This is a genomic window from Streptosporangium album, from assembly GCF_014203795.1.
GTDB classification, from domain to species: domain Bacteria; phylum Actinomycetota; class Actinomycetes; order Streptosporangiales; family Streptosporangiaceae; genus Streptosporangium; species Streptosporangium album.
Genome location: NZ_JACHJU010000001.1, coordinates 2,839,970 through 2,852,683 on the forward strand (window position 1 = coordinate 2,839,970; position 12,714 = coordinate 2,852,683).

At 66.4% G+C, this 12,714-nt stretch carries 16 protein-coding genes and 2 tRNA genes; 9 read left to right on the top strand and 9 right to left on the bottom strand.

From position 1 onward, the window contains the following. Positions 1–7 precede the first annotated feature (7 nt). The 5 genes from FHR32_RS13520 to FHR32_RS13540 all read left to right on the top strand — a co-directional run bounded on the left by FHR32_RS13520 (position 8) and on the right by FHR32_RS13540 (position 4,999). Positions 8–631, top strand: a complete 624-nt coding sequence (locus FHR32_RS13520) for a replication initiator (RefSeq protein ID WP_312882657.1) — start codon at positions 8–10, stop codon at positions 629–631. After that, a complete protein-coding gene (locus FHR32_RS13525) occupies positions 628–882 on the top strand; it encodes an excisionase family DNA-binding protein (RefSeq protein WP_184754617.1) in 255 nt (84 codons plus the stop codon). The genes FHR32_RS13520 and FHR32_RS13525 overlap by 4 nt, the downstream gene beginning before the upstream one ends. A 14-nt stretch (positions 883–896) precedes the next feature. Then, entirely contained in the window at positions 897–2,093 is a 1,197-nt protein-coding gene (locus FHR32_RS13530) for a tyrosine-type recombinase/integrase (RefSeq protein WP_486389399.1), read from the top strand. Between the two features lie 480 nt (positions 2,094–2,573). Next, a complete protein-coding gene (locus tag FHR32_RS13535) occupies positions 2,574–2,792 on the top strand; it encodes an amino acid--tRNA ligase-related protein (RefSeq protein WP_312882317.1) in 219 nt (72 codons plus the stop codon). A gap of 59 nt (positions 2,793–2,851) precedes the next feature. Continuing rightward, positions 2,852–4,999, top strand: coding sequence for a serine/threonine protein kinase (locus FHR32_RS13540; RefSeq protein WP_184754619.1), 2,148 nt, complete (start codon positions 2,852–2,854; stop codon positions 4,997–4,999). A gap of 342 nt (positions 5,000–5,341) precedes the next feature. Here the strand turns inward: FHR32_RS13540 and FHR32_RS13545 are convergent. Together FHR32_RS13545 and FHR32_RS13550 are read right to left on the bottom strand one after the other, a co-directional pair. Continuing rightward, positions 5,342–5,434, bottom strand: a tRNA-Ala gene (locus tag FHR32_RS13545). A gap of 130 nt (positions 5,435–5,564) precedes the next feature. Next, the gene (locus FHR32_RS13550) at positions 5,565–5,936 is read right to left on the bottom strand and encodes a DUF5997 family protein (RefSeq protein ID WP_184754620.1); all 372 of its coding nucleotides are present in this window, start codon (positions 5,934–5,936) and stop codon (positions 5,565–5,567) included. 79 nt (positions 5,937–6,015) lie between these two features. On the opposite strand from FHR32_RS13550, the gene FHR32_RS13555 reads away from it, so the two are divergent. Beyond that, a complete protein-coding gene (locus FHR32_RS13555; RefSeq protein ID WP_184756512.1) occupies positions 6,016–6,720 on the top strand; it encodes a LysR family substrate-binding domain-containing protein in 705 nt (234 codons plus the stop codon). On the opposite strand, the gene FHR32_RS13560 is transcribed toward FHR32_RS13555, so the two are convergent. The 3 genes from FHR32_RS13560 to FHR32_RS13575 all read right to left on the bottom strand — a co-directional run bounded on the left by FHR32_RS13560 (position 6,682) and on the right by FHR32_RS13575 (position 8,167). Next, the gene (locus FHR32_RS13560) at positions 6,682–7,167 is read right to left on the bottom strand and encodes an ISAs1 family transposase (protein ID WP_376773365.1); all 486 of its coding nucleotides are present in this window, start codon (positions 7,165–7,167) and stop codon (positions 6,682–6,684) included. The two genes, FHR32_RS13555 and FHR32_RS13560, sit on opposite strands and share 39 nt — an antisense overlap. After that, a complete protein-coding gene (locus FHR32_RS47240; protein WP_376773366.1) occupies positions 7,052–7,609 on the bottom strand; it encodes a transposase family protein in 558 nt (185 codons plus the stop codon). Before FHR32_RS47240 ends, FHR32_RS13560 begins: the two co-directional genes overlap by 116 nt. A 485-nt stretch (positions 7,610–8,094) precedes the next feature. Continuing rightward, positions 8,095–8,167: transfer RNA gene (locus tag FHR32_RS13575), tRNA-Ala, on the bottom strand. 266 nt (positions 8,168–8,433) lie between these two features. Between FHR32_RS13575 and FHR32_RS13580 the strand changes: the two genes are divergently transcribed. Beyond that, positions 8,434–9,147: a thermonuclease family protein gene (locus FHR32_RS13580; protein ID WP_184754623.1), complete on the top strand. Its 714-nt coding sequence runs from the start codon at positions 8,434–8,436 to the stop codon at positions 9,145–9,147. 170 nt (positions 9,148–9,317) lie between these two features. Here the strand turns inward: FHR32_RS13580 and FHR32_RS13585 are convergent, their stop codons facing one another. The 4 genes from FHR32_RS13585 to FHR32_RS13595 all read right to left on the bottom strand — a co-directional run bounded on the left by FHR32_RS13585 (position 9,318) and on the right by FHR32_RS13595 (position 11,163). Next, entirely contained in the window at positions 9,318–10,031 is a 714-nt protein-coding gene (locus FHR32_RS13585) for an HAD-IA family hydrolase (RefSeq protein WP_246466143.1), read from the bottom strand. A gap of 55 nt (positions 10,032–10,086) precedes the next feature. After that, positions 10,087–10,206 carry a DLW-39 family protein gene (locus FHR32_RS44350; RefSeq protein WP_312882319.1) on the bottom strand — a complete coding sequence of 40 codons (120 nt, stop codon included), beginning with the start codon at positions 10,204–10,206 and terminating at the stop codon, positions 10,087–10,089. A 153-nt stretch (positions 10,207–10,359) separates the two neighbouring features. Then, positions 10,360–10,770: a VOC family protein gene (locus FHR32_RS13590; RefSeq protein ID WP_184754625.1), complete on the bottom strand. Its 411-nt coding sequence runs from the start codon at positions 10,768–10,770 to the stop codon at positions 10,360–10,362. A gap of 108 nt (positions 10,771–10,878) precedes the next feature. Further along, positions 10,879–11,163, bottom strand: a complete 285-nt coding sequence (locus FHR32_RS13595; RefSeq protein ID WP_184754626.1) for a GNAT family N-acetyltransferase — start codon at positions 11,161–11,163, stop codon at positions 10,879–10,881. A 414-nt stretch (positions 11,164–11,577) separates the two neighbouring features. On the opposite strand from FHR32_RS13595, the gene FHR32_RS13600 reads away from it, so the two are divergent. Then, positions 11,578–11,949, top strand: a complete 372-nt coding sequence (locus FHR32_RS13600) for an STAS domain-containing protein (protein WP_184754627.1) — start codon at positions 11,578–11,580, stop codon at positions 11,947–11,949. A 271-nt stretch (positions 11,950–12,220) separates the two neighbouring features. Then, a complete protein-coding gene (locus FHR32_RS13605; protein ID WP_184754628.1) occupies positions 12,221–12,619 on the top strand; it encodes an ATP-binding protein in 399 nt (132 codons plus the stop codon). The last annotated feature ends 95 nt before the right edge of the window (positions 12,620–12,714 follow it).

Here is a 12,714-nt window from a genome sequence, read left to right on the forward strand (position 1 = left end):
CGAACCGCTGCACGTTCTCCGCTTCGGTGATCAGGTCGATGTTCAGGGCATCGTCGCCGGATCGCCGGATGCGCACAAGTGCATCGGCTACCTGACGAAGTACCTCACCAAGAGTCTGGGCGACCCCCTCGACCCCGACGACGCCGAAACCCATGCCTGTCGTGACCACGCTGCCCGGATGGTCGAGGCGCTGCGCTACGAGCCGTGTTCGCCGACGTGTGCGAACTGGCTGCGGTACGGCGTGCAGCCCAAGGGCGCGAAGGCGGGCATGCTGCCGGGCCGGTGCAAAGGCAAGGCGCACAAGGCCGAACACCTCGGCTACGCGGGCCGTCGCGTCCTGGTCTCCCGCAAGTGGTCCAACAAGACCCTGCGCGAACACAAGCAGGACCGCCGCGCCTGGGTCCTCGACATGCTCGGCCTGTCCGACGACACCACCACCGATCGGCACCGCTACCTCTGGCGGCCGGTCTCGACCAAGGATCCGGACCGTGCTCCGCCGGCCAAACGTCTGCTGCGTGGCGTCGCCAATCGACATCGCACCAAGGCGCGGCTGCTTGAACTCCAGGCCAGAGCGGACGGACGACCTGTCCCAGATCTTTCGGCGACTCCGGCCCTGGGGGTGGCGGCGTGACCAGGAAGACCACGCACGAACCTGTCTCGCTCCTCCCCGAGTCGGCACGGGGCCGGCTGCTCACCGTCGAAGAAGCCGCCGAACGGCTCAACACCTCGGTCCGCTTCCCTCGCCGCCTGATCGAGGAACGCCGGATCACCTTCATCCACGTCGGACGCAACGTCCGCATCCCCGAAGCGGCACTTGAGGCGTTCATCGCGGCGGGGCTGGTCGAGCCGATCACCACCACACGACGTAGGAGGGCCACGTAATGGCCAAGCCCGCACTGGCGACGCCCGAGGAAGAGCCCCGGCGTTCACGCAACAAGAGGAAGCCCGCAAAGAGGCGCTTCGGTCGCGTTCGGCAACTGCCCTCCGGCCGGTTCCAGGCTCGTTACACCGGTCCGGATGGGGTGGACCGTCCAGCCCCGGAGACCTTCGCGACCAAGACGGACGCTGAAATCTGGCTGATCAGGAAAGAGGCGGAGATTCTCGATGACGAGTGGATCGATCCGGATGCAGGAAAGATCACGTTGGGGGAGTACGGGCGGGACTGGATCGACGAGCGGCCGAACCTCCGCCTGCGCACGGTCGAGCTGTACGGCTACCTCCTCCGCGCCCACCTCGTCCCCACCTTCGGCGAGAAGGCGCTGAACGAGATCAAGGACCCGCATGTCCGGCGCTGGCGGAAGAAGCTGCTGGACGCGGGGGTCGGTGAGGTCACCGTGGCCAAGGCGTACCGGCTCCTCAAGGCGATCCTCACCACGGCCGTGGATGACCAGCTCATCAAGCGGAACCCCTGCCGGATCAAGGGCGCCGGTCAGGAGAAGTCACCGGAACGGCCGGTGCTGACGGTGGCCCAGCTCTACAAGCTCGCCGACACGATCGAGCCGCGTTATCGGGCGCTGGTGCTGCTGGGGACTTTCGGCAGTCTGCGGTGGGGCGAGCCGGCCGGCCTTCAGCACCGAGACCTCGACCTGGACGCCGGGACCGTGCGGGTGGAACGTCAGTTGATGCAGCTCACCGGCAAGGGGCTCGTCTTCACCGAACCCAAGTCGGCGGTGGGCAAGCGGACGGTGGTGATCCCTGATTTGATCATCGAGGACCTGCGGGCGCATGTGAAGGACTTCACCCAGGACGGCGACGAGGGGTTGATCTTCGCGGGACCGGATGACGGGCCGCTCCGCAACACCGACTTCAACCGGCGTGTCTGGGCTCAGGCGCTTGTAGACGCGGGCCTTCCGGAGATCCACTTTCACGATCTGCGGCACACCGGAAACACCCTCGCCGCGAACGCCGGGGCGTCGATCCGGGAGCTGATGGAGCGCATGGGCCACTCCAGCACGCGCGCAGCGATGATCTATCAGCACTCGACCGACGAGCGGCAGCGGGAGGTGGCCCGGAAGCTCGACGACCTCGCCCGTGGGGCACTTAAGAAGGGATCGGGCACGCAACGGGCACGGGAACGGAAGAAGGCCGAATGAAGATCAAAGCCCAGGTTACGGCAGCATGTCTGACCTGGGTTTTTGTGTGTCCGAGAGGGAGTGGAGCCTAGGAGACTCGAACTCCTGACATCCTGCTTGCAAACGGGAGCCAGTCACGATGCAGAGAGCTCCTCGCCCTGGTCACGTGGCAGATGTGGTCCGGTGGCGTGTGATCGTGTATGGCGGTGCTGCTGTATCCGGCTGCTGTACACCGCCCCCGGCCAGCGGCCCGCCCTGTCATTCGATGGCAACGAGATCCATACCGCAGGACCTCCAGGCCCGAGGAACGGAAGCCCCGCGGCAGCATGACCGTCCGCCTTTCGAGCCAGGCGGAGTAGCCGCCCTCGTCGGGTGCCAGATGCCGAGGTCAGAGGGTGGTGAACGGTGGCCAAGGTAGGCCCGTGTATGGGGATGTTGCTTTCAGCGCTGCTGTCACTTCAGCCCTGGTCGCCCTGCGGCAAGGCCCGACGGAGGAAGGCCGTGGCAGCGATCACCCCAACGCTGGACGTCGAGCACCGAAGCCGGCTGACCGAGCAGTCCCTGTCGGCCGCCGGGGGCCCGGAGGCGACGGAGCCGGACGAGGACTTCCTGCACGCGCTGGAGTACGCCATGCCGCTCACCGGCGGCCTCGGCCTCGGCCTCGGCGTGGACCGGCTCATCATGATGCTGACCTTCCCGCTGGTTCGCTCCCGAGACTGATGCGCTGATCGTTTACCCTCACAATGGACCGGAAAAGTCCTTAAAGGGAGGATGTGACCATGCCGGACCTCGCGTCCTTGCGGCCTGGGGACCCCGAGCGGGTACGGGAGTACCGGCTTACCGGGCGGCTCGGCGAAGGCGGCCAGGGAACGGTATTCCTCGGCGTGTCGCCCACGGGCGCCCGCGCCGCGGTCAAGTTGCTCCGTGCCGACCTCGCGCAGGACGAGGAGGCGCTGGAGCGCTTCGTCCGCGAGGTCAGCACAACCCAGCGGGTCGCGCCGTTCTGTACCGCCGCGGTGATCGACACCGGTGTCAATCAGCATCGGCCATACATCATCAGCGAATACATCGACGGCCCGACGCTGGACGCCGTCGTGGCCACCGAGGGACCTCGCGAGGGCTCGGCCCTGCACCGCCTGGCGATCGGCACCGTCACCGCGCTGGTCGCGATCCACCAGGCCGGGATCGTGCATCGCGACTTCAAGCCGTCCAACGTGCTCCTCGCCCCCGACGGCCCCCGGGTGATCGACTTCGGCATCGCCAAAGCACTCGACCGGACCTCCACGCTGACCGCGACCGCGATCGGCACCCCCTCGTACATGACCCCCGAGCAGTTGGCGGGGGAGAACTCCGGATCATCGGCCGACATGTTCGCCTGGGGCTGCACCATGGTCTTCGCGGCCACCGGCCGGCCGCCGTTCGGCACTGACAGCCTGCCCGCCATCTTCAACCGGATCATCAACCTGGAGCCCGACCTGCGGGCGATCACCGATCCAGCGCTGCGTGAGCTGGTGGGGCAGTGCCTGGCAAAGGACGCCGCCCTGCGTCCCGCGGCGGGGGAGGCGCTGCTGCGACTGCTCGGCCACGCCAGCGGCGCGCCGTCGCCCACCGCGCCTCGTGGCATCCTCGCCGAGGGCTCGGCCGCTGCCGCGCAGCCGGCGGGTTCCGACGTTCACTCCCCTTCCCGGCAGGCCGGGCCGGGCCATCCGCAGCAGGGGCCGGGCTATCGGCAGGCGGTTTCGCAGCTCCACGGCGGCCCTCTGGCCCATCCCTCCCCGCTCCCCTCGCCGTACCCGGCGGAGGGAGCGGCCAAGCGCGGACGCGGGGTCCAGCTCTCGATCGGGGCGGGGCTCGCGGTCACGCTCGTCACGGCCGCTGGGATCGCGCTGGCGTCACGCGGCACCAAGCCCGACCGGGTCGTGTCCGCCCAGGCGACCGGCACCCAGCAGGCCGCCACCTCCCAGCCGGGTGGCCCCACCCCCACGCCCACGGTCTCCGCCCTGCCCCAGGCAACCAGGACGATCAAGCTCCCCGGCAGCTCGATCACGCTCCACGAGAGTGACGACGACCCGATCAAGCTGAGCTCCTACGACACGGCCCGGGGCGAGAACCTCTACGTCCGCACCCCCGGCACCGGAGACTTCATCAAGAACAACGAGTACATCCATTACACGGTGAACGCCTCTGGTACCCAGGCGCTGGCCACCGACAGGTTCTACGACGGCGACCACTACTCCGTCGTCTCCGTCGTCGACCGGCGGCCGGGCTCGGCGAAAAAGATCAAGATTAAGATCGCCAAGACGCCGGTCTACTCGTTCGAGCCCCAGTGGTCCCCGGACGGCACGCGCGGCCTGACGACGCTGTACGAGGTGGGCGGGGGCACCAGTAAGAAACAGGCCTACACGTTCAAGAAGTACGGCTACGCGGTCATCGACATCGCCGGGAAGAAGGCCGACATCGTCCGGGTGAAGAAGAGGGACGATAGCGTAGGGGGTTACTTCTGGAGAAGGGACGGCCAGGCGGTCGGCGCCTGGGTGCTGACCGACAAGACCCCGCACATCCGTTTCTACGACCTGCGGGGCACCGTGCTGCAGACCCTGCCGGACATCGGCATCCCGCTCAGTGGGGGTGGCGAGAGCATCTCCCCGTCGGGCACGTTGCTCGTGACGTACTGCAGGGGAACCACGGAGGAGGCCTGCGTCTGGTCAACCGACGCCGACGCGGAGGCCCAGATCAGGGTCCCGTTCGAGACCGGTCGGTTCATCGGCTGGTACGACGATCGGCACATCGCCGGTTGGCGGCGCAAGGGCGGCGGGTACGAGGCGGTAGTGATCGACTTTCAGGGGCAGGTGAAACGAGTGCTCGCCGTCGTCGCCGACGCCAAGGAGTACGAAAAACAGCCCATGCGCTTCTCAAGAGGGCGCTGACGTGTGGGACTGGACCCACGCCGAGGTCGTGGGATCCGGACGCGCCGATGTGGCCCTGGGCCGACCGGCACGTGCGGTTCTGGTCGTGACGTGCATGGCCACATGGGGTTCTGGAACACACTGCTGTCTCGACGTGGATCAACGCGGGGGTTCCCTACCCAGGTCGCGACCGAGAGAATCGAGCGGATGCGCAAGGCGACTCCTGTTGCGACAGATGGGGCACAGGAGAGACGGGGCGTGGGGGCATCCGGTTGACACCACTAAGCCCTTTTCGTCCCCTTGGCATCGACTGAAGCGTTCCGGAATTCATGGAGATCCGGGGTACACCATTCCGACGTGGGGTGGAGCCTAGGAGATTCGAACTCCTGACATCCTGCTTGCAAAGCAAGACGGGCGGGGGCGAGACTATGGGCTATACCCGCTCCCACCTGCCCATACGGTCCACAGTGATCTCTCGTCGTCCGGCCTCGTCCAGGGTCGTTGTCACCCAGATAGTCACTCAGCGAGGCGGTGGCGGCAGCCTGGAGACGCGTCTGGGGTCGGAAACGTGCAGGATCTCAGCTGTCTAGCGTTGCTTGAGGCGGAGTGCTTCTTTGCGGGCCTCGACCTGGTTGGACCGCTCGCGCTCCAGCCACGCCGGGTTCTCCGCTTTCAGCGCATCGATCTCAGCGGTGGTGAGCGGTCCGGTGATCCCACCTCTGATCAGGCCGGCAATGGAGACCCTGAGCTTCGCAGCGATGACCTGCTTGGTGTGCGGGCCGTTGCGGCGCAGGTCAGCAAGCCAGGCGGGTGGCGTCGACTGCAACTCGTTCAGCTCGTCCCTGGAGACGACACTCGCCTGGAACTCGGCGGGAGTGGCCAAGAGGGGGACACCCAGCTTCTTGGCCACGGTCGCGGGCTTCATTGTCTGGATGGTCTTCGGTTTGGGCGAGGTCATGGCCTCAAGAGTAGTCAGCCGGAACAGGTTCCCTTGACATCGGTACTCTGAGGAAGTGACTGATGGAGAGACCGGCAGGATGTTTCGACTGGCGTACGTGCCCGGGGTGACATCCGCGAAATGGGTCAACGTCTGGACCGAGAGAATGCCCGGCGTGCCGGTTACCCTGGTCGCGGTTCCCGCCGCCGAGGTGGTGGGACTCCTGCGGAATGGCGGCGCCGACGCCGGATTCGTCAGGCTGCCGGTCGACCGGGACGGGCTCAGCGTGATTCCTCTCTACGTGGAGACCACGGTGGTCATGGTGCCTAAGGACCACGCGATGGCCGCCGCCGACGAGGTGGCCATCGCCGACCTTATCGACGACGAGGTGTTCCATCCTCTGGACGACGCTATCGAGTGGACGGTCCGGCCCGGGCTGCCCGCGTTCACCCGCCCGGCCACAACGGCGGACGCGATCGAGCTGGTAGTGGCCGGCACTGGGATTCTCCTAGTTCCGCTGTCGCTGGCACGCCTCCACCACCGCAGGGATCTCACTTACCGGCCGGTGCCGGACGCGCCGCAGTCTCAGGTTGCGCTGGCCTGGCCCACGGACGCGACCACTGACCTGGTGGAAGATTTCATCGGCATCGTCCGCGGCCGGACGGTGAACAGCTCGCGGGGCCGTACCCCCGCCTCCCCTGCGGAGAAACCGGCACAGCGGCAGGCACAAAAACCCGCACAGAATGGCTCCGGTCGCCGGGCCGTGCTAGCCAGCCGTAAAAAGAAGGGCTACCGGCCTCGGTGACCTGCAGACAGATGCGCCGATCATCTCTGGTATAGAAGAAGTGTTTTTGCTGGTGGAGCCTAGGAGATTCGAACTCCTGACTTCCTGCTTGCAAAGCCGGATGCCGATCTTGGTGGTATCGCTCCATTCAGTGTCCGGCCCGGACAGCAGGGCGTGCGCGGCGGCGCGCATCAGCGGTTGATTACCCTTCACGATGAGGACGTAGTGGCCGCCCAGCTCGGTGATCAGGCGGGCGGTGGTCTTGGTGGTATGCAGCGCGTCCAGGGTCAGGACCATCCCCTCTATCTCCAGGTGGGGCAGCAGGACGCGGGCGGCGGGCCCTTCGCCTTTCTTACTGGCGACCTGGCATTGGCCCAGGATCACGCCGTGCTCGTGGCTGATCGCGCCGACCAGGAAGACCCGCCCGCCCTCGGCGGTGCGTGCTCCGCGCAGCGCCTTGCCGTCCAGCGCCGCAGCGGGCAGTAGCCCGTCCGGGGCGGGATGGGTGAGCTGCCGCTGCGCCGCGCGGCGCTGTTCCCGCTCGGCCGGGGCCGGGAGTGCCGGGGAACCGCGGCGTGGGGGCGTCCTGCCGTATCACCTCGGCGACATAGCCGCTGATCGCCGTATCCAGCGCATCGGCATCCACCTCCGCCAGAACCCGGCGGAAGGTGCGCTCGCTGGGGACCAGGTAGCGCCCGGTAAGCGGATCACGATAGGCGCCCAGCCGCTCCAGCACCGCTTGCGAGGATCGGACGGCCCACTGCCAGATCGCCGCGATGCTGTCGCCGCCGATGACCAGGGTCGCGCACGCGGTCAACGTCAAGATGACCAACAGCGGATGTCGCAGCCCGCAGGCCGAACGTCGATCCGGGACCCTCGCCAACCGGGCCATCAACGCCGATTCCACCATGCTGGGGGCTGCGGCCAGCTCTGCTTCCCACAACGCCAGGCTGGCGAGTTGGTCAAGAACGCTGCCGGCCGGGGGCTGGGCCGGCGAGGATGTAGACACGAGCGCGGCTCCTGTGATGATCTTCGGTTTAGGACCCTGAAAGATCACCAGAAGTCGCGCTTCTTCATCTCCCACCTGCCGAAACGCTCAACATCGCCATACCGGATCAGAACCCGAGAACGCCGGGGCCCTGGACGTTCACCCGCGCGTGGCGATGCAGATCCTCCGGCATAGCCAGATCTCGGTCACGATGAACATCTACAGCGAGGTCTCGTCAGAGGAGACGCGCAAAGCGCTCAAGAAGCTGGGGGAGCGGCTGGATTCGTAGCCGTTGCTGTATTTCCGTGCTGTACGGCTCCCATAAGCCTCCCAGCACACGCGAAGCCCAGGTTGAGGGATCTTGGAGGACTATCCCTGACCTGGGCTTTTCTGTGTCCGACGTGGGGTGGAGCCTAGGAGATTCGAACTCCTGACATCCTGCTTGCAAAGCAGGCGCTCTGCCAACTGAGCTAAGGCCCCGAGATTCAAGTCGCCGAACTGCGTGCCCGCCGTACGACCTGCTTCAGTCGTACACCGTAGCAACAGGGACCGCCTCTGCGCCACTTGACCCCCGTGCCCGTCCTCACCACGGCTCAGGCACCATGCGGGCGGACTCGGATCCGCCATTTCATCCCATCCTTTATCGCAATTTACTGCGCTTCTTTCATATCAATCAATTTCACATTGAAACGGTCCATGTTCTGTTACCTTGACGGTCCGATCCCTTCAGGTATCAGGAGTCTCACGTGAGAAGAGGCATTACGGCCATCACGCTCGCCACCATGGTCACATTCACCACGACGGGATTCGCCCTTCCTGCCGAGGCCGGGGCCGGGGCCGGGGCGACGGTGCCGAAGGGAGCGGTCAAGGCCAAGGTGAAGAAGGTGATCGACGGCGACACCCTGCTCCTTCTCGTCGGCCGGCAGGAGATGAAGGTCCGGGTGCTGGAGGTCGACGCACCTGGCGGAAAGGCCTGCTGGGCGAGGGAGGCGACCGCGCGGACGGCCGGTCTGTTGCCGGTGGGCTCCACCGCGTACACATTGGCCGACAGGAAGCCTCGGGACGGAAACGGCCTCAACCTTCTCTACGTCTGGAATTCCAAAGGCGTTTTCGTCAACCGTAGCCTCGTCCGGTACGGCTATGCGAAATGGAAGTCGATGACACCGAACGATCGTTTCACCGACGTCCTCAAAAGCGACCAGAAGAAGGCGGTCCAGGAACGGCTCCGGATCTGGTCCGGGAGGTGCGGCGGCACGGCCACCCCGACACCGGCCCCCACCAGGACGCCGAAGCCGCCGAAGCCGAGTGACCCACCGGCCCCCAGGCCGAGCACCACGCCGTCGCCGAAGCCGAGCGACAGCGGGGGCGGCACCGACCCGCGCTTCCGGACGTGCGGTGAGGCGAACGCCGCGGGCTACGGGCCCTACCGGCGTGGGACGGATCCCGAATACGGCTGGTAGCAGGATCGCGACGGAGACGGCGTGGTCTGCGAACGCTAGATCATCGATCCACCGGACCGTCCGTCCCCCAGAAGGGACGACGCTCAGAAGGGACGACGCTCAGAAGGGACAACCCTCGGGAGGGACGCCGACAGCGCGTCAGCGGGGAGAGAGCCGGTGGCGCGGGACGTTCAGAAGGTGGAGGCGCCCACCGGCGTCTCCGCCTGATCCCTGCCGAGCACCAGGCCGGGCAGGTCGGCGATGGAGTCCAGGATGTGCGTGGCGCCGCCCTTGAGAAGGCGCTCCTTGCTGTGCACACCGGTCAGGATGCCGGCGACCACCGACGCGCCGGAGCGACGGCCCGAGAGCATGTCACTCTCGGAGTCGCCGGCCACCGCCACCTGACGGACATCCTCGATGCCGAGGCGGAGAACCGCGGCGAGGACCATGTCGGGCATGGGGCGGCCGCGTCCGGCGTCCTCGGGGCAGAGCACGAGGTCGACCTTGTCGGACCAGCTCAGAGCGGCCAGCATGCTGGTGATCGTGGTCCGGCTGAAGCCGGTGGTAAGGCAGATCTTGACCCCGGCGGCGCGGAGCTTCTCCAATGCCTCGACGGTGCCGGGCGGCGGGACCAGGCCCGCGCGTCCGATGACGCCCTCGTAGGAGCGCTCAAAGGTCAGGTTGGCCGCCTGGGCCTGAGCCTCGTTGTCGGGGAAGATGCCCCGGAAGACCTCGGCGGTCGGGCACCCCCGGGACCGGTGCACGTGCACCATGGCACGTGCGTACGCGCCGGTCCCGGGGACGATGCCCTGCGTGGCGATCGCCTCGGCGAACGCCCGCTCGACCATGGCGACATCACCGATCGTGGTGCCCGCCAGATCCAGGCAGGCAAGCCTGATGGGCATTACTTCCCCATCACGGGCAAGGACCATGAAAGCACCCAAATCGGTAGCCGCGTTTTCAGTTCTCGCTGCCGGTGGCCTCAGTCCACAGGTCCAGCTCGGCGCGGTCCGCCTGCACCTTGCGCCAGACCAGCAGTCCCCCAAGCGCGACAAGTGCCAGAACGACCAGCTTCTTCACGGTGTGACCCCACTTCTCGACGGTCTCACCTGCCGGGGTGAGACAACGCCCGGTTCTAACGGTTCCCTGCAGCCTAGCAAGGGATCGGGCCATGATCTGGTTTGCACCATAAGCCAAGGTGGCAAATCTACGCCAACCGGGTGATTTTAATCATCATGCCGTACGGCTCGCGCTTGAATGATCGCGATCCGCGACGAGTTCGACCTCGAAGCCGTCCTCGTTCTCAAGATAACCCGCGTAATGGGCGGTTCCGCCCGCATGAGGATGCCGATCGGTGAACATCAACGTCCATCCGTGCTCCGGTGCCGCCTCGACCAGCGCATCCACCCGCTCCGACCCGATGACGCGGAACGCCAAATGATTCAGACCCGGTCGGCATCGATCATGTGAGGAGGAGGTAAGCGCGGGTGACTGCTCGACGACGACATAGACGCCGTCCCGCGCCCAGCTCCGCCCGCCCTCCCAGTCCTGGAAGAGCTGGTATCCCATCTCCCCGAGCAACCATCCCCAGGACTTCACCGCACGGCCGAGGTCGGGAACCCAGAGCTCGATATGATGCAACATGACCGCTCATATTGCCAGGCATGACCACTTTCAGCCAGGTCGGTAGGCAGTCAGGCCCCGTCCAGCCGGCGGTCCCGCCCTCCGGGGACGGAGGGCGGACCCGGATCGTCACCTGCCTTTGACGAGGTCAGCGTAGTCGGGGTGACGTTCGATCCACGCCTTCACGAACGGGCAGCGGGGCACGACCTTCACCCCTTCGGCCCGGGCCGCGTCCAGCGCCGCGCGGGCAAGCGCACTGCCCACTCCCTTGCCCTCGAACTCATCGTCGACCTCGGTATGGGTGTAGACGATGACGCCGTTGTGCCGGATGAATTCCAACTGTCCCGCGTGCTTGCCGTCCACCTCCGCCTCGAAGAAATCGCCACCGGGCGAGAGTGTGACGTCAACCTGCATGGGGCCTCCTCCATCGGGGCCGCCGGACGGCGGCGCATCGATCAGCCGATCTCGTGCGACGTTCATTCCCGCAAAACCTATGAGATGTCCCGGCGGCCGCGCTGCGGCGTCCCGACGGATGATCATGTGGTGGCGATCTCCCGAACCAGCGGGAGCAAGACCCCCGGGCCGGCCGCCCCGCGGCCATCTCCCAAGGAGAGCCAGAAAGTTTTTGAAGGATCGGTAAACTAAGGGCGGTTACGGCGGCATTGACCTGGTGAACTGTCACGAGCCGGTCGACGCCCTCCCGAGAGGTTCGAGATTGCGGGTCACCGACATCGGTACAGAGCAGATCACTCCACCTTCCGGGGCGTCACCCGATGGCACCACCGTGCCGGCCCCTCCCTTCCCTCGATCGTCTGCAGAGGTTTCCCTGTGAGCACTGCCGTCCATGTCACCGCCGTATCCGACGACACTCTGGAAGACGTGTGCATGCTGGCCCTGGCCGGCGAGCTCGACTACACCAACGCCGAGCGGTTCCAGCACGATCTCCAGGAGTCCATCGGCTCGGAGCCGTGCGACCTCATCATCGATCTGAGTGACCTGACGTTCTGCGACTCCACGGGAATCCAGGTATTTCTGGCTGTTCGAAAGCTCGTCCACGATCGTGGCCGCATCATCGTGCTGGCCCGGCTCCACCCCCGCCTGGAGCGGCTCTTCCATCTGACCGGGCTCACCAGCGCCTTCAGCGTGCAGTCCACCGTCGATGACGCCGTCGAGCTCCTGCGGTCACGGCAGTCGTCGTAGAGTCCCGGACGGGCGGGCGCGGTCGCCCCCTCATGCTTGGCCGTTCCCCCGGCCCGTGCACCACCGCCAACACGGTCCACCCGCCTGCCTGCGGCGTCCACGCCCAGGTGCGGGAGGCCTCCGGCAGATATCTCTCCGCCTGTATGGTCGTAAGTTGGCAATGACCGGGCAGGTGTTTAGCATCATGTAACTCGTCAGCAACGCCCTGGTTCTGGAGCAAGTCGGCTTGCCCCCCGGTGACTGCCAGACAAGGCGACGTCAAGGGGGTGCCGTGACCGGCGACCGCGGCCAGCACTGGCCGATCGACGACGATCTCACCGCTCTGCGGCAACGTCTCCTCCAGCATGCGGCCCAGGCGGGTATGAGCGGTGAACGGCTGGACGACCTGCTTCTCGCCGTCAACGAGGCCGTCATCAACGTTCTGGAACACGGTGGCGGCAAGGGCACGCTGAGCATCTGGCACAACGACAGCTGCATCACCGTGGACGTCGTCGACACCTCGGGGAACCTGGCTCCCCGGCACATCCCCCCGGAACGCCCCACAGGCACGGTGCGGGGCTTCGGACTGTGGCTGATGAGCCAGCTGTGCGACGAGTTCACCATCCACCAGAACGCGGGAGAGTCACGTGTCCGGCTGCGGATGCGCCTGCACGCCACCCCTGCCCTGTAGGCCGGCGGTCCGGCCCCCCACGGAGTTACGGTCCGGCCGATATATGAATGGCCCGCACCGAGGGCTGATGACTACCCTCTTCATCGTTCGCACGA

Excerpts from the sequence above, each read along its gene's own strand:
- FHR32_RS13590 (WP_184754625.1), bottom strand. The coding sequence starts at position 10,770 with ATGTTGCATCATATCGAGCTCTGGGTTCCCGACCTCGGCCGTGCGGTG.
- FHR32_RS13540 (WP_184754619.1), top strand. The coding sequence starts at position 2,852 with ATGCCGGACCTCGCGTCCTTGCGGCCTGGGGACCCCGAGCGGGTACGG.
- FHR32_RS13555 (WP_184756512.1), top strand. The coding sequence starts at position 6,016 with ATGTTTCGACTGGCGTACGTGCCCGGGGTGACATCCGCGAAATGGGTC.
- FHR32_RS13550 (WP_184754620.1), bottom strand. The coding sequence starts at position 5,936 with ATGACCTCGCCCAAACCGAAGACCATCCAGACAATGAAGCCCGCGACC.
- FHR32_RS47240 (WP_376773366.1), bottom strand. The coding sequence starts at position 7,609 with ATGGTGGAATCGGCGTTGATGGCCCGGTTGGCGAGGGTCCCGGATCGA.
- FHR32_RS13585 (WP_246466143.1), bottom strand. The coding sequence starts at position 10,031 with ATGCCCATCAGGCTTGCCTGCCTGGATCTGGCGGGCACCACGATCGGT.
- FHR32_RS13595 (WP_184754626.1), bottom strand. The coding sequence starts at position 11,163 with ATGCAGGTTGACGTCACACTCTCGCCCGGTGGCGATTTCTTCGAGGCG.